General features: G+C 67.0%; 22 protein-coding genes. 7 read left to right on the top strand and 15 right to left on the bottom strand.

Features of this window, described 5'->3' with window-relative positions:
* The first annotated feature begins 1 nt into the window (after window position 1).
* On the top strand, window positions 2-1,012 hold the full coding sequence (locus H6717_32005) for a M56 family metallopeptidase (protein ID MCB9581699.1): 1,011 nt from the start codon (window positions 2-4) through the stop codon (window positions 1,010-1,012).
* A 23-nt stretch (window positions 1,013-1,035) separates the two neighbouring features.
* Window positions 1,036-1,482: a hypothetical protein gene (locus H6717_32000; GenBank protein MCB9581698.1), complete on the top strand. Its 447-nt coding sequence runs from the start codon at window positions 1,036-1,038 to the stop codon at window positions 1,480-1,482.
* Here the strand turns inward: H6717_32000 and H6717_31995 are convergent, their stop codons facing one another.
* From H6717_31995 to hxsB, 3 genes are all read right to left on the bottom strand, one after another.
* Window positions 1,483-1,881, bottom strand: a complete 399-nt coding sequence (locus H6717_31995; GenBank protein MCB9581697.1) for a hypothetical protein — start codon at window positions 1,879-1,881, stop codon at window positions 1,483-1,485.
* Between the two features lie 18 nt (window positions 1,882-1,899).
* The gene (locus tag H6717_31990; protein ID MCB9581696.1) at window positions 1,900-3,435 is read right to left on the bottom strand and encodes a hypothetical protein; all 1,536 of its coding nucleotides are present in this window, start codon (window positions 3,433-3,435) and stop codon (window positions 1,900-1,902) included.
* A gap of 145 nt (window positions 3,436-3,580) precedes the next feature.
* Window positions 3,581-5,080, bottom strand: a complete 1,500-nt coding sequence (gene hxsB, locus H6717_31985) for a His-Xaa-Ser system radical SAM maturase HxsB (GenBank protein ID MCB9581695.1) — start codon at window positions 5,078-5,080, stop codon at window positions 3,581-3,583.
* A 217-nt stretch (window positions 5,081-5,297) separates the two neighbouring features.
* Between hxsB and H6717_31980 the strand changes: the two genes are divergently transcribed.
* Window positions 5,298-7,097 (top strand): hypothetical protein, encoded by a 1,800-nt coding sequence (locus tag H6717_31980; GenBank protein MCB9581694.1) that lies wholly within the window; start codon window positions 5,298-5,300, stop codon window positions 7,095-7,097.
* A 44-nt stretch (window positions 7,098-7,141) separates the two neighbouring features.
* Window positions 7,142-8,038: a radical SAM protein gene (locus H6717_31975; protein ID MCB9581693.1), complete on the top strand. Its 897-nt coding sequence runs from the start codon at window positions 7,142-7,144 to the stop codon at window positions 8,036-8,038.
* A 1-nt stretch (window position 8,039) separates the two neighbouring features.
* Here H6717_31975 and H6717_31970 read toward each other — a convergent pair whose 3' ends face one another.
* Genes H6717_31970 through H6717_31960 form a run of 3 tightly spaced genes read right to left on the bottom strand, consistent with a single transcriptional unit; the run spans window position 8,040 to window position 10,546 of the window.
* Window positions 8,040-8,465, bottom strand: coding sequence for a hypothetical protein (locus H6717_31970; GenBank protein ID MCB9581692.1), 426 nt, complete (start codon window positions 8,463-8,465; stop codon window positions 8,040-8,042).
* A gap of 26 nt (window positions 8,466-8,491) precedes the next feature.
* Entirely contained in the window at window positions 8,492-9,562 is a 1,071-nt protein-coding gene (locus H6717_31965) for a hypothetical protein (protein ID MCB9581691.1), read from the bottom strand.
* A gap of 12 nt (window positions 9,563-9,574) precedes the next feature.
* Window positions 9,575-10,546, bottom strand: a complete 972-nt coding sequence (locus H6717_31960; GenBank protein ID MCB9581690.1) for an NAD-dependent epimerase/dehydratase family protein — start codon at window positions 10,544-10,546, stop codon at window positions 9,575-9,577.
* 90 nt (window positions 10,547-10,636) lie between these two features.
* Between H6717_31960 and H6717_31955 the strand changes: the two genes are divergently transcribed.
* Window positions 10,637-11,560 carry a LysR family transcriptional regulator gene (locus H6717_31955; GenBank protein MCB9581689.1) on the top strand — a complete coding sequence of 308 codons (924 nt, stop codon included), beginning with the start codon at window positions 10,637-10,639 and terminating at the stop codon, window positions 11,558-11,560.
* A gap of 33 nt (window positions 11,561-11,593) precedes the next feature.
* The gene (locus tag H6717_31950) at window positions 11,594-13,150 is read left to right on the top strand and encodes an NCS2 family permease (GenBank protein ID MCB9581688.1); all 1,557 of its coding nucleotides are present in this window, start codon (window positions 11,594-11,596) and stop codon (window positions 13,148-13,150) included.
* On the opposite strand, the gene H6717_31945 is transcribed toward H6717_31950, so the two are convergent.
* The 5 genes from H6717_31945 to H6717_31925 all read right to left on the bottom strand — a co-directional run bounded on the left by H6717_31945 (window position 13,112) and on the right by H6717_31925 (window position 17,004).
* Window positions 13,112-14,038: an HTTM domain-containing protein gene (locus H6717_31945; GenBank protein MCB9581687.1), complete on the bottom strand. Its 927-nt coding sequence runs from the start codon at window positions 14,036-14,038 to the stop codon at window positions 13,112-13,114. The genes H6717_31950 and H6717_31945 overlap by 39 nt on opposite strands.
* Entirely contained in the window at window positions 14,035-14,658 is a 624-nt protein-coding gene (locus H6717_31940) for a hypothetical protein (protein ID MCB9581686.1), read from the bottom strand. The genes H6717_31945 and H6717_31940 overlap by 4 nt, the downstream gene beginning before the upstream one ends.
* Complete coding sequence (locus H6717_31935; protein ID MCB9581685.1) at window positions 14,655-15,005, bottom strand: hypothetical protein; 351 nt, start codon at window positions 15,003-15,005, stop codon at window positions 14,655-14,657. The genes H6717_31940 and H6717_31935 overlap by 4 nt, the downstream gene beginning before the upstream one ends.
* Before the next feature lie 254 nt (window positions 15,006-15,259).
* The gene (locus H6717_31930) at window positions 15,260-16,219 is read right to left on the bottom strand and encodes a hypothetical protein (protein MCB9581684.1); all 960 of its coding nucleotides are present in this window, start codon (window positions 16,217-16,219) and stop codon (window positions 15,260-15,262) included.
* Window positions 16,220-16,380: 161 nt separating this feature from the next.
* Window positions 16,381-17,004: a hypothetical protein gene (locus H6717_31925; protein ID MCB9581683.1), complete on the bottom strand. Its 624-nt coding sequence runs from the start codon at window positions 17,002-17,004 to the stop codon at window positions 16,381-16,383.
* Window positions 17,005-17,250: 246 nt separating this feature from the next.
* On the opposite strand from H6717_31925, the gene H6717_31920 reads away from it, so the two are divergent.
* Complete coding sequence (locus tag H6717_31920; GenBank protein ID MCB9581682.1) at window positions 17,251-17,793, top strand: GNAT family N-acetyltransferase; 543 nt, start codon at window positions 17,251-17,253, stop codon at window positions 17,791-17,793.
* 19 nt (window positions 17,794-17,812) lie between these two features.
* Here the strand turns inward: H6717_31920 and H6717_31915 are convergent, their stop codons facing one another.
* The 4 genes from H6717_31915 to H6717_31900 form a co-directional block, all read right to left on the bottom strand.
* Window positions 17,813-18,616 carry a hypothetical protein gene (locus H6717_31915; protein MCB9581681.1) on the bottom strand — a complete coding sequence of 268 codons (804 nt, stop codon included), beginning with the start codon at window positions 18,614-18,616 and terminating at the stop codon, window positions 17,813-17,815.
* Window positions 18,617-18,621: 5 nt separating this feature from the next.
* Window positions 18,622-21,750 (bottom strand): PDZ domain-containing protein, encoded by a 3,129-nt coding sequence (locus H6717_31910; protein MCB9581680.1) that lies wholly within the window; start codon window positions 21,748-21,750, stop codon window positions 18,622-18,624.
* 52 nt (window positions 21,751-21,802) lie between these two features.
* Window positions 21,803-22,975 carry an MCE family protein gene (locus H6717_31905; protein MCB9581679.1) on the bottom strand — a complete coding sequence of 391 codons (1,173 nt, stop codon included), beginning with the start codon at window positions 22,973-22,975 and terminating at the stop codon, window positions 21,803-21,805.
* A 143-nt stretch (window positions 22,976-23,118) separates the two neighbouring features.
* Entirely contained in the window at window positions 23,119-24,210 is a 1,092-nt protein-coding gene (locus H6717_31900; GenBank protein MCB9581678.1) for a serine/threonine protein kinase, read from the bottom strand.
* Window positions 24,211-24,214: the final 4 nt, after the last annotated feature.

Raw genomic sequence — 24,214 nt, 5'->3', positions numbered from 1 at the left:
CATGCCGAGCTTCGTCTACATCGGCAGCGCGCAGTTGGTGAACGTCACCCTCGCGTTCGTGTTGGTGCTGGCCGGCGCGCTGCTCTGTGCCCGCATCGCACCAACGGACGGCCTGAAGAAGTGGTGCTTGTGCGTGCCCTTCGCCAAGGCCGTGGCCATCCTGGTCGCGAGCGTGCCCGCAAGTGCCTACGTGACCAGTCCCTTCGCCGGTCAGCGCTGGGACCTCGGCAGCTTTCAGCTCGGGGTCGGCGTCAGCCGCTTCATGCCGCGCTTCATCGGGCGGCTCGCTGCGCTCAAGGCGGAGGAGTGGTTTTCCCTCAGCGTGGGCGACGGCGTGACGCATTTCTTCGTCACTCGCGGCTACGGTGGGCTGGTGGTCGTGCTGTTCAGCGTCGTGCTGTTGGTAGCGCTCGCCCGGGTGGGTCGGCGGCTGGTCGCTTGGACGGGGTATTGGGTCGTCGAGCGCAGAGGGCGCGCTGGCGCGCAGCTGCTCGGTGAGCGCCGAGTGTTTGGTCGCCGGGTTCCCTTGCTCGCGCGAAGCGACGATCGACCCACCGCCGTCACTGGGATCTTCCGCCCGAGCGTCTGGCTCTCGAAATCGATCGCGTCCGCCCCGGACGACGTGCGCGAAGCGGCCGTTCAGCACGAGCTCAGCCACGTGCGCCACGCAGACGTGCTCGTGTTCGGAATCGTGAGCGTGCTACGAGACCTGTTCTGGTTCGTGCCCGGCGCGCGCTGGCTCGAGCGGCGCATCCACGCGGCGGCGGAGCTCTCGGCGGATGCAGGCGCCGTGCGGCGTGGTAGCAGCGCGCTGGCGCTCGCCGAGGCCATCGTGTGCGAAGGCGAAGGACGCGCTTCCGCCGTTGCGCTCGGTGGTAGCACCGCGGCGACCCGCGTGAAGCGCCTCACGGCTCCCCACAACACATCCAAAATGCGCCTCTCGCTGCAGATGCTCGCCGCCACCTACATCGCCGTCGGGCTGATGCTCAGTCAGTTCTGCGGCTACGACTGAACTACTGGAAAGGAGCTCGACCCATGTTTCGTCTCGCTCACAATTACTACAATCGTAGTTTTATGATCCCGGCGGCGCTGTTGTTCGCCGTGGGGTGCGGCGGTGCCAATCAAGTCGCCCGCAATGCGCCCACCGTTCCCTTCGATCGCTTCGACAGCGACCGCTCTTCAGCGCTCCTCTCGCAGCTCCAGAAGCCACCGTACATCGTGAAGTTCAGGGCCGGCCAGGTGATCCCCGTCGATTTCACCCTGGACTCCAAGCTGATGAAGGCACAGGACGAAGACTTCGTCGTGATCGCCAAGCGGGACTTCTACGTGCTGTTTCGCTCCGATGGACCGCCGCTGCTCAGCGCCGACGGCGTCGAGTTCGAGGAGCGGCCGAAGAACTACTTTCGCTTCGGCTTCCGCCTGCGGGGCAAGGAACCCGCGACCATCGACCTCGGCCTTGGGGTGCGGCCCGAGAAGAAGTGATCAGTCGGAGCTGGCGTCCCAGGAGGCGGCGTCCTCACCGGAGTCGTCGGCGTCCGCCGCCGCGTCGTCAGGCGCGTCCGACGGCGCGTCCGCGGCTGCGTCGGTGGGCGATGCGCCATCTCCGTAGAAGCCGTCCTGATACGCGTCGCCGTAGGAGCCGTCCGCTCCGTCGGAGTGGAAGCCGTCCGGATAGGCATCGCCGTAGAAGCCGTCCGGAGCCGCACCGTCCGAATGGAAGCCGTCCTGCACGGCGTCGCCATAGAGCCCGTCGGCGCCCTGCGTGCCCCCGCTCCCCGTGGCCGCGCGCTCGCTCTTGCCGCCGCAAGCGAGCGGGAGGCCCACCGCCGCCATTCCCACCAGCGCGCCCACTCTCACCCACTGCTCGAATCGATTGGCCATTTCATCCTCGTTCGTTCCTCATTCCGAAACCAGCACCCGCCGCGGGGGCCTGCGCGGCCGCCGACTGAAGAGCGCGATCAGAAGCACGCCGAACAGCACGTACAGCGCCGCCAGCGCCACGAAGCGGTCGTCCATCCAGCGTTCCCGCAGGATCAGGAACTGACCCGTCGCCGCCAAGGCGAGCAGCGCCATCTCCAGGGAGCGGCGAGCGCGCGCCAACGGCGCTGCAAGGAGCCAGATGGAGTAGTAGTAGCAAGCGGGCTCCGTGAGGATGACGACGAGGCTCAGTGACATGCCGAGCGCGACCCACGTCGTTCGCACCCGAGCCGTCGCCCGCACGAAGAAGCCCACCAGCACCAGCGCGCACAGCGCGAACAGCGGTCGGAGCTCGGCCCAGCGCGCCTTCCGCGCGTTGGTCCACTGCTCCACGGGATCCACCGCGGTCGGGTCCAGCGTTACCGCCAGCCGCGCTTCCGGCACCACGGAGAACAGCGTGCGAAGCCCCATGCGATTGGACGATGGCCGGCTCGCGTGCATCGCGATGTGCTCTCCGAACTCCGCGTAGGAGTGCGGGCCCACCACCGCGCCGGCCAGCGGCACCAAGAGCGCCGCCGCACAGACGCCACCCCAAAGCAGGCGCCGGTGCTCCTTGGCCAGCGTCCGCTTGCGGACGGCGTAGGCAGCCATGACCACCAACGGCCCGCCCCACAAGAGCACCGGGAACACACGCAGCAGGCCCGCCCACGCCAGGGTGAACCCCGCCCAGAAGAAGTGCCGCTTGCGCATCAGCGCCGCGGACGCGACGGCCAGGAACAGCCAGTCTTGCCGCAAGAAGCCGCCACCGGTCCAGCCAAAGGGCGACGCCGCTTGCGTGCCCCAGAACACGACCGCGAGCGCAGCCACGCGGCCCCCAAAAGCCCACCACAGCGCCGCGATCGCCGCGCCCATCAGCACGGGATCCACGAGGGCCAGCAGGCCGAGCCAACGATCACTGGCGGGCGCCAGGGACGCGAGCGCCCTACCGCCGAGAGTCCACACCGGCGAGGGGTTGTAGCCGTGATCCGTCTGCATCGCGTCCCACCAGTGCTGCCCGGAGCGTTTCCGGAAGAACGCGATGTCTTTCTTGAACGCCTGCCAGCGCTCGGGGGAAAACGCGCGCTTGCACGCGCTCGGATCCTCAAGCGCGGTGGACGCCTCGACCAGCGTGTCGTCCTTCAGGTCGCGCATTCGCCGATGCAGCACGGCGTCGCGCCCGCCGGTCTCCGCGTCCGCGACGGCCGCGCAGCGATACAGCCGACCGTAGCCGAGCTCGGGCTGGTAGCGCGCGCCCACGTAGTAGTGGAACATCTCCCAGCGGTGGTAGCTGATCGAGCTCGGCCGCATGAAGAAGTGGAAGTAGGCCGCGACCGCGAGCACCGCGAAGAGCCCGCCCACCACCGCAAAACGCCGCGCCCCGAGCTGCCGGCGACGGCTCTCGAGGTACAAGAGCACGCAGCCGCCCCCCGCGATGAGGGCCGACACCCGAGCCAGCCACTGCTCCGAAAGGACGTTCACGCCGCGCTAGAAGACAAGGAACGTTCCAAGCAAGAAACGCCGTCCTTTTGCGGCAGGCTTGCGCCAGGCTGTGCCAATCGTTGCCGCGCGCCGGGGGCTGCGTGGCACACGCGCCGGGGCTCGCGCCGGACCAACAAAAGAAGACTCAGGGAGCGGCGCAGCTCTGGATGAAGTGAGCGCGCTCGCGCACGGTCGTGAAGCGGCGCAGGATCGTGCGCGTCTCTTCGTCCCCGGTGCGGAGCTTGTCGAACAGATAGTCCTGAATGCCCTTGTGCACGGCGCACAGCGTGCTTTCCCGCATGCGACCGTGGATGGAGCCCTGCGTGCGGTAGCTGTGCACCGGACACACGCCGCAGTACGGGTTGTAGGTGCAGTTCACGCAATCGGGCTGGGCGTCCAGGTTCGAGGCGGTGGCCAGCGCGGCCACCACGTCGTGGCGCATCAGGTCGCGATAGCGAGACTCGCCGACCTGGCCAATGGCGAAGGTGTCGTCCCCCATCTCGTGCAGCATGCGCCCTTCGTCGCAGGTGAAGATGCGACCGTCGTAGTTGTACGCCAGCTGTCCGATGGCCGCGCCACACGGGGAGCGAATGTCGAGGTAGTTCGGATCCTCGGCCGTGAGGATCTTGGTGAGAAAGATCGCCGCAAAGCGCTCCAGCACCTGGGTGCCCTGCTTGTTCAGCTCGATGATGTAGTCCACCGCCTTGCGGTAGAACTCCAGATACTCCTCGCGGGGGTACTCGATCTTGTCGCGCGTAGCGCTGGCAAATCCGAAAGGATCCACCGGCCGCAGGAAAATAGCGCGGCAACCGAGCTCCAGATACGCATCGACGATCTCCCGCGGTCGGTCCAACGCTGCCCGCGTGGTCGTGAGCAGCGCCTCCACGTGATAGAGCGACGGATCCAGCCCGAGCTCCGCGTAGCGCTCGTTGATGCGACGGATCCAATGGCTCGCGGCCTGGTGCGCGCTGGCGCTCGGGAGCTTGCGCTGCTTGTCGTGCAGCGCTTCCGGCCCGTCGATGCTGGTGCAAATCTGCACCCGGTTCTCCACCAGGTAGTCGAGCCGTTCGTCGTTCATCAGCGAGAGATTGCTGACCAACGAAAACTCCAGACTCTTGCCGATCTTTTGGTTTTTACGGCGCGCAACCTCGATGACGTGCTGCACGACCGGAAAGTTCACCAGCGGCTCCCCACCCTGGAACTCGAGGGTCACGTGGGGCGACGTGGTGGACAGCGCCATGTCGACGACCTGCTCGGCCATCTCCTTCGACATGTCCGTGTCCACGCGATCCATGCTGGCCCGGCTGGCATGGCAGTAGACGCAGGTCTCGTTGCAGCGCAGCGTGACCACCAGCACGTGCAGGTGCGGTCCGTTCTGCAAGAATCGCTTCTTGGCGCGGAGCTTCGCCGCCAGGCGCGCAGGGTCCACCTGGTTCGCGAGCAGACCGGCCTGGGCCAAACGTGTCTCGAGCTCCGAGCCCTGCTCGAGCTTGCCCGCACGAAGCTCCGTGAGCTCTTCCGGCGAAACGAACGCCCAATCTCCGAAGGGCGTGGTGAGCAGCACGGCGTCCCCCAGCCTGCGAAAGCGCACGGGCAAGAGCCCCGCCGTCGGCTTCTTGGAAAGCGGGACCAGATCACTCGGCATCACGTCGGATCGTAGCATCACTTGCATTGACGCTCCCACCCGTCCCGGGCTTTGATGCCGCGGGATGATCGGCGCTTCCTGTCCGCGCTGCGGTGCTCCATGCTCGGTGTCGTTGGCGTTGCCGGACGCCATCACGTGCGGACACTGCCGCTACTCTGGGCCGCCACCGGAGGAGGCCCGGCGTGAGATCTACGCCGCCATCGCGGTTCTGCGGGGCATGAGCACACGACGCCGTCAGCTCGGCGGACTGCAGCGTCGTGCGATCACGCGGTCCTGGCTCTACTCCGCACTGTTCCTGGTGGTGCTCGTCCTCGTGGTCGCGCCATTCGCCCTGTTCGCCTTGGTGCTCGTGCTCGGGCCCGGCCCGGACAACGTCTGGCTCACCGCCACCCTGGGGTTCGGACCCCTGCTCTTGGTGCTGTTGTCAGGGGCAGCGGGGGTGTGGTGGCTTCGGCGCAGTCGGCAGAAGCTCTTGGAGAGCTGCGCCGCCGCGCCGCCAGCGGCCCCCGGTGAGCCGGCGCGGTGCCACGTGTGCGGCGCCTCCCTCCAGGCCGGAGCCAAGGCGTTGGTGCGTTGCGGCTACTGCCAGGCAGACAACATCGTCACCAACGAAGCGATGGCGCGCGTGGCGCACCGACAAGCCGTCGTCACCACGGGGTTGGAAGACACCGTGCGTCGGAATGCGTCGTCCTTTGGCATGCAGACGCTGCTCGTCAACGGGTTCGTCGTGGTGATGGCACTGGGAGCACCAGTCGCCTGCTTCGCCGTCGCCGTGATCGTGCTCATGGGTCTGTCGCAGATGGAGCTCCCACCCGACGAAACGGTGCACTACGTCCGCTACCCGACGCCGGCCGGCGAGTGTTTGGCGCGGGTGGAGACCAAGGACGGAAAGCGCATCCTGAACTTCAAGGACCCACCTGCGCCCGGCATGGCGGCCCGCCTCTCCGTACCTACCGACCAGAAGCTCTCGGAGCTGTCCATCAAGGACCTCGTGGGATTGGAGGTGGTGGGTCCGGAGAACCGAGTATTGAAGGTGAAACGCGTACTACGCACGGAAGTCGATCGCTCCGTGAACCTGCTCCGAATGGTGGACCACGAGGAAATGAACCAGGACGTGGAGGCCATGGGCACCTGCTTCCCGCGGACACCGCGGATCGCACAGCTGGCACACAGAGACGCTTTGATGGTGGACGACGTTCACGACATGGCTACGGACGGCAAGCGGCTGGTGCTGGCTACGGGAGACCTGGAGTTGCTGTCGAAGACCGGTGGTGCCGTGACCAGCGTCTCCACCGCAGATGAAACGCACGCCGTGGAAGCGCAGGTCGGCGCGCTGTTCACACTGTCACGGGTGAAGGACGAGGCAGACTGGGTCCACGACCTCGAGCTCAGAAATGCATCCGGGGGGGTCGTCCGGCAGCTGGCTCAGAACTCGGTCCACCGCTCCCCGTTCACCTCGAACGCTCGATACGTGTACTACGTCCAGAGCGGGCTCTTCAAAGTGAGCTGGAGCGGCGGAGAGGCGGAACAAATCGCGACCGGGTCCATCCACGGCGCAGCAGCAGACGACGCCGGGGTTTACTATTTGACCGGTGGCGGCGTTCTGTCCTCCACCTACTCCTTGTCTTTCGCGCCCAACGACGGGGCCCCGCGGGAGCTCTGCCGCGAAGCGCACGCCGCAGGGAACCCTCAGCTCACGGTCGCTGGCCAGCGGCTGCTGTGGCTGGCTGAAGGAGACCAGCTGATGTCCCTCGACACGAAGGGCGGAGCGCCGACCTCCCTGGGCAGGATCGAAGGCGCCCGGGGCATTCGAGCAGATGCTCGAAGCATCTACGTGGCTCTCACCCTGGGGGTGACGCGACACCAGATCGTGCGCCTGCCTGCGGATGCCACGAGCACGACGAACCTCACGGTGGTGGCACCGCGCGCGAGCTCGGTGGAGGCGATGGTGCTCGAGCCCGAGGCTCTCTACTGGGTCGATGGTGCGTACGTGATGAAGCTCCCGCGGGGGGATTGACTCAAATCATGGGCTGAGTCGCCCCTGGGCTTCACACTTTCATCGTGTCCGCCGCGCGTCGCCTGGATCTGAAGGTGGGCTTCGCCTGCAACAACCGCTGCGTGTTCTGCGCGCAAGGGGACAAGCGCGAGCGGCTCCCCGCCGTGGACGGCCGCCGGCTGTTGGCGGAGCTACTCTCGGCACGAGCACACGCGAGCTCGGTGGTGTTCACCGGAGGCGAGCCGACCGTGCACAAGCGCCTGGTATCCCTGGTCAAGGGGGCCAAGCTCGGGGGCTACCGACACATCCAGATCCAGAGCAACGGGCGCTTGCTGTCGTACCCCGCCCGCTTGACGGAGCTGATCGAGGCCGGGGCGAGCGAGTTCGCGCTCAGCCTTCACGGTCCACGTGCGGAAGTCCACGACGCGCTCACGCGCACGCCAGGGAGCTTCGAGCAGACGGTGAACGGGATTCGAAACGTCGTGGCTCGAGGCGTACCGCTGCTCACCAACACGGTGATCACGCGTACCAATCTGGCGTACCTGGCGGACACGGTGAACCTCTTGGGAGAGCTCGGCGCGCGCCATCTGCAGCTCGCGTTCGTGCATCCCGTCGGCACGGCCTACGAGCTGTTCGACGAGGTCGTCCCGCGGCTGGCAGACGTGGTCGAACCCTTGCGGCGGGCTCGCGAGCGCGCACAGGCACACGAGGCCCACCTCGTGACGGAAGCCATTCCGCTGTGTTTCTTGCGCGGCATGGCAGAGCTGGCAGTGGAAGGGCGCATCCCGCCCACCACCGTCGTGGATCTGGGCGGCGCGTCCGGGGACTACACGAAGTGGCGCATCGCGGAAGGCAAGGCGTACGGACCACCGTGCAACGCTTGCCAAGCGCGACACCGCTGCGAAGGCCCGTGGCGCGAGTATCCGGACAAGCGCGGCTGGGGCGAGTTCGAGCCGCTCTGAGTCAATCCACCAGGTGGCAGCGCTGCTCGAAGTCCGGATCGGGACAGCTGCAATCGCGCCGGATGGACGCCGCGATGACCCGCATCCCGCTCTCGGACTCCGAAAGCACCACCTGGACGGAAGTCGACTTGCCCGCCGCGCGTACGTCGAGCCAGTAGCAACTGGTGCCGGCTTGAGACTGAAAGTTGTCGACGGAGACGCTTTCGCTCTTGCTGAGCACAGCGGTCAACACCGCGGCCTCGCTGCCGCCCACGGCAGGGCTCACGGCCTCTCCCCCCCGTACGGCAGCAATGTAGCTCTGGACGGTGTCTTTGCCCGCGCTGCAATCGCGCGCCAGCGTCATGGTCAAGAGCGCGCCGCTCCCCAACAGCACGGCCGAAAACACCGCGAAGCCGAAGCGTCCGCGGCGGGGTGTCTCGTCGGGCACGGTCTCGTGTCTACATCAAGCTCGCATCAATCCAAAGCGCATTGCGCGTTCCCGAGCAGGCGGGTGGACGTGAGCACGCGGACGTTTTCCGCGACGCCGCAGTCAAACGACGTCACGTCCAGCGCGGGCTCTCCGATCTCCGACACGCACCAGTCGGCATCGACCGCCGGCTTGCCCCGGAGGACTGAGCTTTCACCGAAAATCCATTGCTGGTCGTGCTGATCCGCAACGTCCCAGCCCCAGTCTCGACCCCAGTCTCGCAGCACCACGGGAGAGGTCGAGCTCACATTGCAGGAAACGCTCTCCTCGGGGCTCACGTAGCTCAACGCCCCTTGCTTCCCGGATACCACCGCCCACAGCTCACGCTGGGTGTCTGCGGAGATGGACGTCAAGTCGGCGTCGGTGCCACTTTCAATCGCCTCTACACAGGACCATGTCGCGAGGGCGACGTGCCCGCCCTCGCCGGCCAGCCAGATTGCGGAAAGCGTGGCGCTCGCTGCGGCGAAGCGCTGACCCTTGGGAACCAGCTCGTGCCAAGCGGTTCCGTCGAAGCAGCTTGCACCGTCTCCGACGACGCACACGGCGTCCTGAGAGAGCCAGTCCACGACCTTGGTCGCATCAGTCATGGGGGGCGCCGGAAGCTCGTACAAAGACAGCCCTTCCCTGCGAAACACGCGGCAGTCGGACGTCGAGCAGGTCAACACATAGTTCCCATCGAGGTCCACGGCGCGTTGCCCTGCCGCGAGAGGCGCGGCAAACGAGTACGCGACAGGCGCATCTTCCGGATGCATGCGAACCACGAGCGGTTCCATCGACGCCGTCTCCGCGAGCAAGTACTCGCCCGACACCGCCACGAAATGCGCTCCGGGTTGGAGGTCGTCGGACGTCAGCAAAGGCGGGCCGGAGAAGAGGGTGCTGGAGCACGCCGGGCTTGCGGCCGGCGGGCACTTGCCGATGGTCCGGTTGGTCTTCAGGTAGCTGGTCTGCGCAGGGATGGCGCACGCCGACGCGGCGTCCGGCCCCCCGGGCTCGAGGTCGGAGCTCGTGCCACCGCCACATCCGGCGACCAAAACAACGACTCCGATGACCCCACGCACGCGACGAGTCTTTCACGCATGCGCCGCCCGCGCCATCGTGCCCCCTTCCGAGTGGGCCAGGGCGGCCGTCTTCTGCACGGCCTCGGAGAGCGAGACACCCACGCCCGAAAAACGTGCCCGGAAGCGCGAATCGTCCACCAGGAACGGACCATCCCACTGGTAGTAGGTCTCGAGCAGCTCGCGGAACAACGCGACGAACGGCGCTAGAACCCACAAGACCCAACGGGCGATGCGACGCGGCTCGACGCGCTCTACTCCAAGCTCGCGTCCGATGCGGCTGAACAGCTCGCGGGGGCTCACCTCATGAACCGGAAGGTGGAACACCGTTCCCTCCACGTCCTGCTTCGCTTCCCCCAGCGCCGCGAGGGCCGCCGCGACATCCAGGGTGTAGCTGAAGGCATGGGGCGCGTCCACGTCCCCGAGGGCAATGGGACGCTTGCCCTTGCGGATGCCGCGCACGGCGTCGGGGGACACCAGGGCTTGGTCGGCGCCTTCGCCGAAGAAGTCCCCGGCCCTGCCGGCGACGTAGCGCAGCCCTTGCTCCACGCGCGCCTGCTCCAGGCGCTCGGCCCAGCGCACCCGCACCTGGCCCTTGCGCCCCGCAGCCAAGAGCGGCGTCTCTTCAGTCCTGCGCCCCTGGAGGGGACCGTAGGCGTAGAGATTGTCGAGCACCACCAGCCGAGCATCGTGCTCGAGGGCTGCCGCGATCAGCGCTTCGCCGAGGCGCGGTACGTCCTCTTCCCACACGCGGCTAGAGTACTCCCCTGGATTCATGCAGTGGTAGATCACGGTGGCGCCTTCGCTGGCACGGATCGCGAAGCCCGCGTCCCGAGCGTCGCCGGCGACGACCTCCACCCCGGGAGTGCCCACGGGCTTGTCGGAGCGACGCACGATGCGGACGCGATGCCCGCTGGCAATCAGCTTTCGCGCCAGATGGGGACCAATCTGACCGGCACCGAACACGACGTGAAGCTCCTGATTCATGGCTGTTTCCTCCTTCAATGAGCTTCAGCATGGGGCGGATCTTCGAATACCACCAATGCATGTTTTTGATATTATTCATGCACAAGACTCATGAATCTGGCCGCTCTCGATCTGAACCTGTTGGTGGCTTTCGACCGCTTGCTGGAGACCCGTAGCGTCACCGCGGCGGCGCGGGAGCTGGGGGTCACCCAGCCCGCCATGAGCCGCACGCTCGCGCGCCTGCGCAGCGCACTGGATGATCCGCTGTTCGTGCGCACCGGTCGCACGTTGGTGCCAACCCCACGGGCACAGGCCCTCGAGCCCAAGGTGGAGGCTGCCATCCACGCCGCCCGCTTGGTCTTCGAAAGTGAGGCGCCGTTTCACCCCAATACGGCTCATGGCATCGTGACGCTGGCGATGGGCGACGAGACTCAGCAGGCTTTCGCCGACGCCATCTTGGCTCGGATCTGGCGCGAGGCTCCGAACCTCGACATCCGGCTGCGGCGCCTGTCACTGGAGAGCGTGAGTGAGAGCCGCCGAGGCGAGGTGGATCTCGCGCTCAGCCCAGATCTCGCGGCGCTGCCCGCATCCGCGGGGCGCGTGGATCTGTCGGAGTTCGTCCAGAAGCACGTGTACGACCGCCGCTTCGTGGTGGTTTCTTCCCCCAAGCACCCGCGTCGGCGCTTCACTCTGGCGTCCTACGCCGCTGCGGATCACGTGCTCGCGGGACCGGACGCCAGCGGACGCGGCTTCGTGGACGACTATCTGGAACAGCACGGGCTCTCCCGCCGCGTAGCTGCGTCCGTTTCCTCGTTCGCCTCGGCAGCGGCCATCGTCGCGCGCACCACGCTCGTCTCCACGCTGCCGGACGATCTGGTGAGGACCAGCACCGTGAAGCTCGTGCTCGCCAAGCCCCCGCTGGACCTGCCGGCCCTGCCCATGATGCTGCTCTGGCACCCGCGCCACACCACGGAGGCGCGTCACCGGTTCGTGCGGGAACGTACGGCCGAGGCCATCCGCGAGCGCCTCGGCTAGCGCGCCGACGGCGGACGGAGATAGAAGAGCGCCATGCGCTGGTTCTCGCGTGGGGACGTGGACGGCTTCTTCGGTCTGGCCCTCGACAACCTCGTCCAGCTCTTGTTGGTCGACGCCCTCTGTCGTCACATCCTCGGCTTCTCGAACGAGCTCGTGTACGGCCGCGTGCTCCCCGGCGTGGCCGTGTCCCTGGTGGTCGGCAACCTGTACTACGCGCGCCAAGCGAAGAAGCTGGCCGACGAAACCGGTCGCACCGACGTGTGCGCCCTGCCCTACGGCATCAACACGGTGTCCCTCTTTGGCCACGTGTTCTTGGTGATGCTGCCGGCGAAGCTCGCCGCCCAAGGCGCCGGCGCCGCGGATCCGGCCCGAGTGGCGTGGCAAGCCGGCCTGGCAGCGACCTTGGGCTCGGGGGTCATCGAGTTATCCGGCGCGTTCGTTGCCGAGAAGCTTCGCCGCGCCGCCCCACGCGCCGCCATGCTCTCCACCTTGGCGGGCATCGCCCTGGGCTTCATCTCCTTGGGCTTTCTGTTCCGCACCTTCGCGCGGCCCATCGTGGGCATGACCACCCTCGCCGTCGTGTTGCTCGTCTACTTCGGTCGCGTGCGCTTCAAAGGACGCCTCCCCGGTGGCTTCGTCGCCGTGGCCCTCGGCACGCTGCTCGGTTGGATCACCGGCATCGCTCCCACCGGCGGCTCGCCCGGTGGCATCTCGTTGCACGCCCCAGTCCCCGTGCTCGGAGATCTGCTGGCGTCCATCGCGGCCGGCAATCTCACCAGCTACTTCGCCGTGATCATCCCCATGGGCCTCTTCAACGTGGTCGGCTCGCTCCAGAACCTGGAGTCCGCGGAGGCTGCCGGAGATCGCTACCCGACCGCGCCCTCCCTGGCCGTGAACGGTCTCGGCACCCTGGCCGCCGCCGCCTTCGGCTCCTGTTTCCCGACCACCATCTACATCGGCCATCCAGGCTGGAAGGCAATGGGCGCTCGCGCCGGCTACTCCATCTTGAACGCCGGCTTCTTCACCATCGTGTGCTTGACTGGCACCCTGGCGCACATCGTGTGGGCGGTGCCGGTGGATGCCGGCATGGCCATCGTGCTGTGGATAGGCATCGTGATCAGCGCTCAGGCGTTCCAAGCCGTCCCCAAAGCGCATGCCCCCGCCGTGGTCGTCGGGCTGCTGCCGGGAGTCGGCGCCTGGGGCGCGCTGCTCGCGAAGAACGGTCTACGCGCTGCCGGTGTCGGCGGCCCCGCGGGCCCAGCCTTCGGCCCTGATCTGATCGAGGCCTTCCGCGCCTCCGACACCTGGATCCACGGCGCCTTCGCTCTGGAGCAGGGCTTCATCTTCACCGCGATGATCCTCTCCGCAGCGACGGTAGAGCTGATCGAGCGGCGCTTCACCCGCGCCGCCATCTGGTGCTGGGCCGGCGCCGCGCTCTCTGCCGTAGGCCTGATGCACTCGTACCGCTTCACCCCGGGAGACACGGTGGTGGATCTTTCACCGGCCTGGCCGTGGGCCGCCGGATACGCGGCCATGGGCGCGCTGTTCTTCCTAACGCGCTTCGTCACCGAGCCGAGCGACGGCCACTGACGTCGAGCCCCAAGCGCGCTTCCGCTCCAAGAGCCACTGCCGCGCCGCCACCAGGGACTCGGCCGGAACAAACAGCAGATAGAACACCAGGATGTTCGGGCTGAAGAAGCCCACCTGCAGCGTGAGCAGGATCCCGAGGTGCAGGCCGAGCCCGGCGAGCAAGAGCCACTTTCGCGTCCTCGACCACCACACCAAGAGCGGGAAAGAGACCTCGAACAGGAGCGTGCTCCAGGTCAGGATCCGACACAGGAACATCGGCACCGGCAACAGCGCGTAGGACCAGCGCGTGAGAGTGATGTCGTTCAACGCCCAGTACACGGCCTCCCCTGTGAGCCAATCCTGCGGTCCGGCCACGGCGATCTTGGAGAGCGCGGTAGCCGAGTAGATCAAACACAGCTGGATCTGCATCAGCCGGAGCGCCCAGGCCGGCACCGCGCTGCTCCCCCCGCTGCGTCGGGCATCGAGGCTCCATACCGCCCCCGCGGGAGCCAGCACCAAGTAGAACAGCGCGTGCACCGCGAGGTCATCCCCGCCGTTGGTGAGCGTCAGGCTGCGCTGAGTGAAGGAAACCAAGATCACGTAGCCCACTGCCGCGGCAATCCGTGTGCGGTAGCCGAGCGTCACGCACACGAGAGCACCCAAGAGCAGCCCCATCAGGAGCCACGACCCCAGCGCTCCGTCGAGCGCTCCGTGCTTGAGCGACAGACGCCCGGTGCGCGCCAGCACTTCCTCTGCCGTGGAGCCGGGGATGAGCCCGCCGTCGCCGAACATCAGCTTCAGGTTGCCGGCCATGCCGAGCAGCACGGAGAGCGTGATGCTGACACCAGCCGCGATGCGAAACGCCGCCAACGGCTCGGGTCGCACCGGTTCCGTCCAGAAACGCCTCACTCGCCGGAAGAGTTGCACGCGTCCCCTCTCATGCTCCCCACCTCATCGACTCGCGCCTGCCCATAGGCCGGGTGTTGTTGGTCCGGCGCGGGCAAGGAATAGCTGCGCCGGAGCAGCGTGAGGCCGACCACGCGACGGCCATCCTCGGGATGAGCGGCGCGCCACTGACGACAGGTCAGCGTCAAGTACCGCTCCCAGTAGCTGGAAAGGCCCATGTCCGCGAGCTCGCTGCTCACCACCTGGGTCTCGTGCTTGCGCAGACGTTCCTTGGCGGGCCGCAGAAAGAACCCGTCGGGATCCGCGGGCTCGTTCTCGGACCGTAGCGTCACGCTGGTACCGTCATCGAGCTCGATGCGCACCGCCGGGAACGCGACGTCCCGCGCCAGTGGCGCCACGAACATGCGCCAGCCCTGGTCCAGCCCCAGCGCGTGCTCGTAGCGCATGAAGGCGCGATCCAACCCGTCGAGCACCTCCGCCGCGGCACGGCCGGCCCAGCTCGAGCCGGCGCGCCGCTCGCTCACCCAAGCGTCGAACGACGCCTGACGAACGCTGACGGGGTTTCGAAACAGCAGGAACGCCAGGTGCCAGCCGGCAAAGGCCAACACCAGGAGACGCTTCATTTGGCGAGCAGTGGTGTGGCGCCCTGAAGCTTGTCCTTGTCCTTCGCCAGGTTGAACTTGTCCTTGTCCTTCGCCAGGTTGAACTTGTCCTTGTCCTTCGCCAGGTTGAACTTGTCCTTGTCCTTCGCCAGGTTGAACTTGTCCTTGTCCTTCGCCAGGTTGAACTTGTCCTTGTCCTTCGCCAGGTTGAACTTGTCCTTGTCCTTCGCCAGGTTGAACTTGTCCTTGTCCTTGCCCAAGGCGCCAAGGTTGAAGTTGTTCTCTACGGCGTCTTCTTTGGGCGCCTTGTCGCACGCGGCGGCAGACAGGAAAACGACGGAAGCCAACAGCAGTACGGTGTTTCGCATGTTCTTCTCCGGGATTGGCGGGTCCCACCTCGTTCCACGAAAGGCTGAGAGCGCACCCATGCGCTCTGCCCCTCGGGAAGCCCGTCGACCCGACGACTACTGTGCGGACTCCCGCGGTTGCCTGCTTGAGGGCCGCCTCAGCGCAGTCTGAAGAGTTCCTGAGCCGGCTGGAGCGCCGGCGCAGGGGTCGGTGACCTCGGGAAAACCACACTCCAGGGTCTTCGCCGGACCCTGGGCGGATCTGACACGCTGCCTCAGTCGATCACGATTCCCAGGGAGAAACGGCCAAACAAGTCCACGGGATAGATGCTGCTGTGGAGGTTGACGATCTCGCTGGCATCTCGCTTCGTCGATATCTGAAGCTCATCGTCACATCCGCTGCTCCGGGCCTGGGTCACGGACGTGGCGCCATCCGGGAAGCAGCGAGATTCCTTCGAGAGCTGCACGCCGAGGCCGATGCCCCCGGCGATCGTGAACGCGCCCCAGCGAGCGTGGCTGCCGAACATCGCAAACCCCTCGGTCTCGCTCGAGTCGACGCTGTCGATGTCCCCCGCGTCGTCCTCCGTGCGATAGGTGTAGCCGTAGGTGGCCACACCCACGCGAATCACGTAGCCGCGAAACGCCTTGCCATCCAGCCACAGCCCGACATCCAACGCTCCACCACTGATGGGCCCGAGACCGTTGGACTCCTGCCGCAGCACGTCCGGCGCACCACTGAGGTTCAACGTCGGCGGCCTGTCGTTGACCACGAAGGTGGGCACCAGCTCCACCGTCATGAAGTCGAGCACGCCCGCCTCGAGCTCCAACCCCAAGCGCCCTTCGAGCAGCCAGTTGAAGGGATCGATACGTGCGGACCACGGCGGCATCGAGAAGCCTTCCTTGTCCGGAGCCTGGGGCGGCGGCGGCGCGGGGTAGCTTCGCTCCAAGGGCGGAAGATACGGGTCCGAAGGCGGCGGCGCTTCACCGTACCCCGGAGGCGGCGCTTGCCCATAACCAGGTGGCGGCGCATCCGTGGTCGGGGCGGGCGCGGGTGCGCTCGGCGCGGGCGCGGCTTCCGCAGGCTCGCTCGGCGGCGCGTCCGGAGCGTCCGGCAAGGTGCCCGCGTTGTCCTGCCCCGCCGCGCCTTCCGCCGGCGGGTCGACGGGCTGGGCTGCCGCAAGCACGGGTACCGCAAAGGAGAGCATCAATGCGATCAGGCTGGGAAGGCGGCGCATGACCGATTTCGTAAGCTCGCCGCCCCGGCGTGTAAAGTGACGCGCAACGGTCGCCGCCGACACTCCGCGCGCCGAGAGAGCCAATGGCCGCGCGTCCCGAGTTTTCCGCGCCGGATTGTTGGTCCGGCGCGGAACCCGCCGTGCTCGTTCTTCAGTCCTTGTCAGCCGCGGTTGACGCCCGTGATCGTGATCGACCCGTTGGTACCGTTGGGTTGGTTCGCCACCGCCCGGGCACGGTACCGATTCGTCTCCGTCTGCCCGTACGAGTTGGAGTTGATACGGCGGATCGACACGTACCCTGGAAGTACGCAGCCGACGAAGGGTTGCCAGCTCCCCCGCTTCTCCTTGTAGTTGCCCGGGAAGTTCTCCCAGGCGCCGGTCGTCGTATTGCGCCGTTGCACCCGGAGCGCGACCACGACGTCCTCGCAGTCGGACTTCGTGCTGGGTGCGACGGTCCACTGCGGTGACGCATAGAAGTCGTAGGTGTGCGTGAGCACGCCGTTCACGTTGAAATCGACGATGGTCGTGGGGCTGTAGCTGCCCATGATCTTGCAGGCGACGATCTGTTGCCAGGTTCGCGTGTAGGCATCCACTGCACCCGCGTTGGTCAAGTAGCCAATCGCGTTTGCATTCGCCCCCGTGGCGCAGTTGTCCAAGACCGTGATCGGCTCCTGCACGGACTGCTCGGTCGCTTCTTCCGAACCGTCGGCGCCACCACACGCGGTCACCGCTCCGCTCAGAAGCACAGCAAGCGTCGCGCCTTGGACGAGTTTGCGGACATGCATGGTTCACTCCTCTATTCGCGCTGAGCGGAGATTCGCCCCTCGCCGTGAGGTCGCGACGAGATCCATGTTCCGTGCCATGCAGAAATCCCCTGCAGCGCCGCACGAGCAAGCCGCAAATCGCGTGCTCGCACGCACGGCGCACGTGCGAGCGCACGCGCCGAATGACTCCAAAGCATGGCAAGCTCCCCGAAGGAGGCACCTCCAGTGTCGAACGGCCGGTCCCCAGCGCACCCCGAGCCCCCCGCAGTGTTCACGACAGAGAGGCTCTTCGCGCGAGCGTGGGACCCGGAGCGTGACGTAGCCGGGGCCTTTGCCCTGTACGGAGATCCGGAGGTCGTGCGCTTCATCGGCGGGAACCTGGTCGCGGATCTCGACGCCCAGCGCGAACACCTCCGGCAAATCATCGGGCGGATTGCCCGCTTTCCAGAGGGGCAAGGCTCGTGGCCCACCTTCGACGCCGAGAGCGGCGAGATGGTCGGCACGGCTCTGCTCAAGCCGCTGCCGAAATCAGGCACCGACCGCGAGCCCAGCAACGACATCGAAGTCGGCTGGCACCTCGCGCGCGCCCACTGGGGCCGCGGTTTCGCAACCGAGATGGGCCGCGCTTTGCTCCGCTACGGCTTCCACGAGCTGAAGCTACCCGTCCTGCACGCCGTCGTAGAAACGCCGAACGCGCGCTCACTCGCCGTGGCGCGACGCATCGGGCTCCGCCACGTGGGGACCACCGACGCCTACTACGACCACGTGCTCGAGCACTTCATCCTCGAACGCCGCGACTTTCGCGAGTGAGCGCCACGCAAGCGGGAGCTCAGAACGTTCCAGCGGCGCTGATGCCCTGGATGCCCTGACCTGCGAGCGGAACCACGCTGAAGCCCACGTCGTTCCGTACCCAGATCTGCTTGGGCACCGCCATGCCGTACACCAACAACACCACACCGGCGGTGTGTGCGGCGGAGTGCAGCGCGATGGCGCTGCACGCGCCGCTGCAGCCCTCGAACGCGTAACCCCAGGAGCCGACGCCGGGCACGTACAACAGCGTGGTACGAGTATCGGAATCGCCGGCGTTCTCTATGATGCTCGCGGCCATCAGGTTCACGAAATAGGTCGAGCCAGCCAGCGTCGCTCCCGCAATGATCGGCCCGCGGCGCACGCGACTGTCGGCGTGGTAGCCCTGGGGCGCGGTGGATTCGCCCTTGTAGGGAAGCTCCCGCGGGGGGAGCGGAGGCGGCGGCGCGGGGTAGTAGTACGGTGGGGGATAGTAGTACGGAGGCGGCGCGGCGCCGGGTGGGGGCGCGGGCGCGGGCGCGGCACTGGGCGCGGATGCGGCACTGGGCGCGGATGCGGCGCTGGGCGCGGATGCGGCGCTGGGCGCAGGCGCGGCACTGGACGCGGGCGCGGCGGTGGGCGCGGGCGCGGCGGTGGGCGCAGGCGCGGGCGCGGCACTGGACGCGGGCGCGGCACTGGGCGCGGGCGCGGCACTGGGCGCGGGCTGAGCGAACGCGACGGAGGCCGTGAGCAGCAGGGCGGCCGTCAGGGACGGGGCTCGCGCCGGACCAACAAGCTGGGCGGATCCCAACAGCAACCCCCGCTGGCGATGGACGTGCCCCCGCATCGGGATCACTCGCCGGAGAACTCCCAGTCTTCGCCGAAATCGTCGCTCTTGGGCGTGGGTAGCGCCTCTCCGTTGGCGCCATCCCGGCGGACGATCATCGTGCGACGGGTAGCGGTGTCCTCGCTCTCGCGAGTGACGACGGTGATCACGTTGATGCCAGGATTGAGCTCTGCATCGAAGCTGAAGCTGAGCTTCTTGGGATCCTTGCCCTTGCGGTTGGACTGGTAGAACACCTTGCGCGCGCCGACGAACACGTAGGCGTCCAGCACGCGATCGTTGTCCGTGGCGGTGCCCTGCAAGTGCACCTTGTTGCTGCGGGTAGCCAAAGCCGCGGGCTCCACCTCGAGCAACGGCGGGGAGTGCGTGAGCCGCGGCGTGAGCTTGACCTTGGCGGCGCCGCCACCGTCCGTGAGCTGATTGCTGGGAACGAACCCGAAGCGCGTGCCGTCCAGCTTCACTTTGGCGTAGCCGCCGAAGGTGCCGAGCTTCTCCACCACGCTGCCCTTGGCCACGTCACCAATGACACGGGAATCGTCCACCGGCTGGCCGCGGACCGGCGCATTCTCGTTCACGCGGGCGGTGCCGTTCGCCTTGTTCACGAACAGACCGCTGCGCGTGATGGGAATGGTGATCTTCTCGCTGGCGACGGCCCGCAGATCGCGATCCGCCACGCTCACTTCCACCTTGGCGAAGCTCTCGCTCAGGGCATCGAGCACGTCGAAGGTGAAGGCCACCTGGCGCACGTCCCCGGGCTTCATGTTGGACACGTCGAAGCGCCCGGCGCGGAGCAAGAGGCCGTCCCCAGTGAGGTTTCTGAGGTTCGCCTGCGTCTCGTAGGAACGACCCTTGCCGACGTTCTTCACCGTCAGGTACATGGTCGCGCCTTCGCCACGGGCGAGCTGGCCATCGCCGTTGCCCGGACGGTTGTCCACGATTTGATAGGTGTAGGCGAAGATCGGCCGCGGCTGGCTCTTCACCGTGGGGCGGATCTCCGCCTCCTTGGGCGATGCGCCACCTTCCGCGTGGAAGCGAACTTTGACCACGTCTTGTCGTTCCACGGCGTCCATCGGCAGCTTGCACTTGCGCTTCGCGTCCGTGGGTAGCGGCTTGGTGGAACCGGGCTTGCGGCCGTCGATGTCGCACCAACCGAGCGGCACCGTCGCGGACTTGGCCTCGCCCGCGTTCACGCGGCCGAACACCAGCTCCTTCTCGTCGTAGTAGCCGCTGTCACTCTTGGTGATGGCGCGGAGCTGATAGATGGGCTCCTTGGCGTTGTTCTTCACCGTGACCTTCAAGGTCATCGGCTCGCCGGCAGTCACGGTGTCGCCCTTGCGGTCCGTCTCTACCTTCACGTCGAAGTCCGTGACCTTGGGGCCCTCCTTCACGTCCTTCGGCGGAGCGCTCCAGTCGATGCCGAGCTTGGACAGATCCGCGGCGATGGAGGCCACCTGCGCGTCCTGCGTGTGCTCGAGGAAGCCCTTGGCGGCGCGCAGCTCGTCCTGCCGGCGGCCCGGAGGCAGCTTGCCGACCAGATCCCGCGCGAAGGAGATGGGGAAATCCAGCGTGAACTCGTCCTCGATGTCCCCGCCCAGCTCGCGCATCTTGGCCCGCTCGGCCTCGGGCAGGTTGTAGCGCAGCTTGAAGAACGGCCGATCCGACGGGCGCTTGGCCGCACCGGTGAGGCTCTTGGTGAGGTCGCGCTCCCGAAGCGGGCTCTCTTCGCTGTAGAGGTCCATCTCCAGGTTGTCGGCGGTCATCGGATCCAGCTGCACGTCCGGCGCGACGCCCACGCCCTGGATGGAGATGTCTCCCGGCGTGAGGTACTGCGCGATGGTGAGCTTGAGCGCGGCGCCGTCTGGAGTGATGCGCGGGAACACCAGCTGCACGGAGCCCTTGCCGAAGGTGGTCTGGCCGACCAGCACCGCGCGGTCCAGATTCTTGAGAGCCCCCGCCACGATCTCGCTGGCGCTGGCACTGGAGCCGTTCACCAGCGCCACGATGGGATACGGCGGCTCGGTGTTGCGACGCGTGGCGCGCTTCTCTTCGCGCCCCTCGCTGGCACCCTGAGTGGCCACGATCACGCCGTGGTCCAGGAAGCGGTCGGCGACCTTCGCCGCCTGGTCCAGGAGCCCGCCGGGGTTGCCGCGCAGGTCGATGACCAAGCCCTTGATGCGCTCTTGCTTGCCGAGCTCCGTGAGCGCCGCTTCCAGCTCGTCGTCCGTGCTGCTCTGGAACTGCTTGATGCGCACGTAGCCGATGCCGTTGCCGAGAGGTCGCGAATCCACGCTATGGATGCGGATTTCCTCGCGTGTGAGCTCGAAGGGGCGCGAGCCGTTCCAGCCGTCGGTGCCGTCGCGATGCACCCAGATGGTGACCTTGGAGCCAGGCTTGCCGCGCAGCCGCTTCACGGCGTCGTCCAGCGGCATGTTGAGCGTGGACTCGTTGTTGATCTTGGTGATGCGATCCAGGCGCTTGAGGCTGGCGCGCCCCGCCGGCGTGTCCGGCATCGGCCGCATGATGGTGAGCATCTGATCGCGAATCGAGATCACGATGCCCAAACCGCCGAAGTGACCGGAGGTGGACAGGTTCATCTCCCGGTACGCCTCCGGCGACAGGAAGATGCTGTGCGGATCCAGCGTGCGCAGAATGCCGTTGCAGGCGGCGTACTCCACGTCCCGAAGATCGACCTCGGTGTCCTTCAGGTTGGCCTGCAAGAAGGCGAAGACCTCGCGCAGCCGCGCCGCCACGTCCCAGGGGCCCTGCACGTTGTCGACGCGGAACTCACGCTCTTCCGTGTCCACCCGCACCTTCACGGTGGGGGCCTTCTCGTCGTGGAGAATGATGACCTGGGCGACTTCCTTCTGAACCTGGTTCAGGGCGCTCAGGAACATTTGCTGGGGCCGAATGCGCGACGGGTCCACGTACTTGTCGCGGATCGTCTTCAGCGTCTCGTTGACGGCCGACAGCTGCGTGAGATCGTAGGGCGCCTTGGGTCCGCCCGGAGCAGTGACGGCGTGGGCGGCTTCGAGCCCGCGCCACAGCCCACCGGTGCCGAAATTCAGGGCGAAATAGGAGGCCAGACCAAAAACGCCGAGCACCACGAGGGCTCGGCCGAGGCGCTCGAGAATACGCATCACGGGGAGTATAGAACGATGGACGACAAACCGCTGCCCTGCATTGGGTCCTTCAGGGCTTCTCTTCTGCGGGCAAAGAGGCCGATCCGGATTCCGCCGCTTTGGGGATGGGCGCGGGCTTGGGGTCCGCTACGTCCACTCGGGGAGCCTTCTCGTCCTGCTTGATGGAATATCGAACCAGAGCGCGGAGGGTTTTGTTCCGGTCCACGTTGCCGAGGACCATCTTGATGTCCTCGTACACGCTGGGGTCCACGAGCAGCGCGCCCACGGTGCCCTTGCCCGCCCGCACGTCCGCGACGATGTGCCTCAGGTCTCGGCTCATGGCGTTGATGTTGCCCATCAGCTGCTGGCTCTGATCGTCGCCGTAGATGATGCTGTGGGCGGGGCCGTTGCCCTCACGAATGCCCTTCAGCGTGAGGGCCAGCTCCTGGGCCGCACCGCCGAATTGGTTCAAGGACTCCCCTGGGCCCTTCTCGTACAGCACCTCGTGGGCGAAGCCGGGCCCCGTCTGGACCCGGCCCACGATGGAGTTCACGCCCCGCAAAGTGCGGTCCAGCTCCGCTGACGACCGCTCCAGGTTCGACAGCGTACGGGACAGCTTTTCCGCCTCTTTCTTGTCGTGCAGCAGCTTGGAGGCGTAGCCGTCCCCCTGGTCCACGGACCGCAGGATGCTGTTCAGGGACTTGAGGGTGCCCTGCAGGTCGTTGGTGAACTGCTCGTTGGAGAGGGCGTGGGTGGTCTTTTCCAAGTTGGAGACGACCTTGTCGACCTTGTCGCCGATGCCCGTCAGCTTGGAGATGGTGGCCTCCATGCTCGCGGTCTGCTCCGTGGAGATCACGCCCCCCGCCGGGATCCGGTCCTTTTCCGGATCTCCCGCCGTGAGCACCACCATCTTGTCGCCGAGCAGGCCCTTGCCTTCGATGCTCACGGTGCTGTCCACGCGAATGCGCCGCGCCTCCGCCCGCACGATGCTCAGGGTGACGTACAGCTTCAGGTCCTTGGGGTCGTCGGAGTAGGCGACTTTGGACACGCTGCCCACGTCGATACCGCCCATGCGCACCGGCGAGCCGGGCTTCAGACCCTGGACGTCCTCGAACACGGCCTTGTAGTCGTCCTTGGCCTCGAACAGCGAGCGCTCGTCGCCGATCAGAAACACCACGACCCCCATGAGGATGAGCCCCACGAGCACGAAGAGCCCCACTTTGATGTCGCGCTTGATGGCCATGAGGACCGTCGAAGGAAGTCAAAGCGTAGTATCGACGGGCCGAAGGCGAAAGCCGGTCTCAGGGCCGGGGCTTTTTTTGTTGGTCCGGCGCGATCCCCGTCGCGAGGCGCCGGCCCATTTCGCCACGGTTCCCCCGCGCCGCGTCAGCGCATCCACACGTAGCCCGTCGCGGCCGCCGCCGCGGCGAGCACGAGGGCGCCCACGACCACTGCCGCGCCATAGCGGCGGCGGACCGGGATCTCGACGGGGTCCGGATCCAACGCGGGGTCGTCCATGGTGGGCGCGATGATGGCCTTGCCCGCGGTCCTGGAATCGAAGAGCGGCGGCGGTGGTGCCTTGCTGCTCGCGACCAAGTCGACTTCCGAAAGCGCCAGGTCCGGCACCAAGAGTCGCAGATCGTCGAGCATCTCGCGGGCGCTCTGATAGCGGTCGTCGGGATCCGACCGCAGCGCGCGATGCACCAGAGCCGCAACGGGGGTGGGCACCCAGGGCGCACGCTCCCGGATCGGCGGCGTGGGCGTGCTGCACAGCTCCAGCACGAAATCCACGAGGCCGGTCTTCATCACCCGCGGCGGCACGCCGCTCAGCATGCGATAGAGCACCACTCCGAGGGAGAAGATATCCGCTCGAACATCGATGCTCGGGATGCCCCGCGCCTGCTCGGGCGACAGATACAGCGGTGTGCCCACCAGCTGCCCCGTGCGGGTGATGCTGGAGAGGCGCTCGTCCCGGGTGATCTTCGCAATGCCGAAGTCGACCAGCTTCACCGTGATGCGACCTTGGCCGTCCGTGTCCAGAAACAGGTTCCCGGGCTTCACGTCGCGGTGCAGTACGCCCGCTTCATGTGCCCCGGCCAAGCCCTCGAGCGCTTGCCCGGCGATCTTGAGAGCGGTGTCCACTCTGAGAGCGCCGACGTCGTGGAGGAGCTGCGAGAGGTCCTTCCCGTGGAGCAGCTCCATGGCGATGAAAGGCCGGCCCGTGATGTCGTCGCGCCCTGCGTCGAGAACCTCGACCACATTCTCGACGTCCAGCGAGCCGGCGGCTCGGGCCTCGCGACGGAAGCGCTCCGTCCAGCGGGCGGCGCGAGCATCGTAGAACGCGTCCACGACCAGGAGCTTGAGGGCGACGCTGCGACCGGTCTCGGTGTGCACGGCTTCCACGAGCGTGCCCATTCCGCCGGCGCCGAGCTGTCGCACGACCTCGTAGCGCCCCGCGATCACGTCACCCGGCTGCATTCCG

The sequence above is a fragment of the Polyangiaceae bacterium genome (assembly GCA_020633235.1).
Lineage (GTDB): Bacteria > Myxococcota_A > Polyangia > Polyangiales > Polyangiaceae > JACKEA01.
This window is presented reverse-complemented; position numbering and strand designations above follow the sequence as displayed.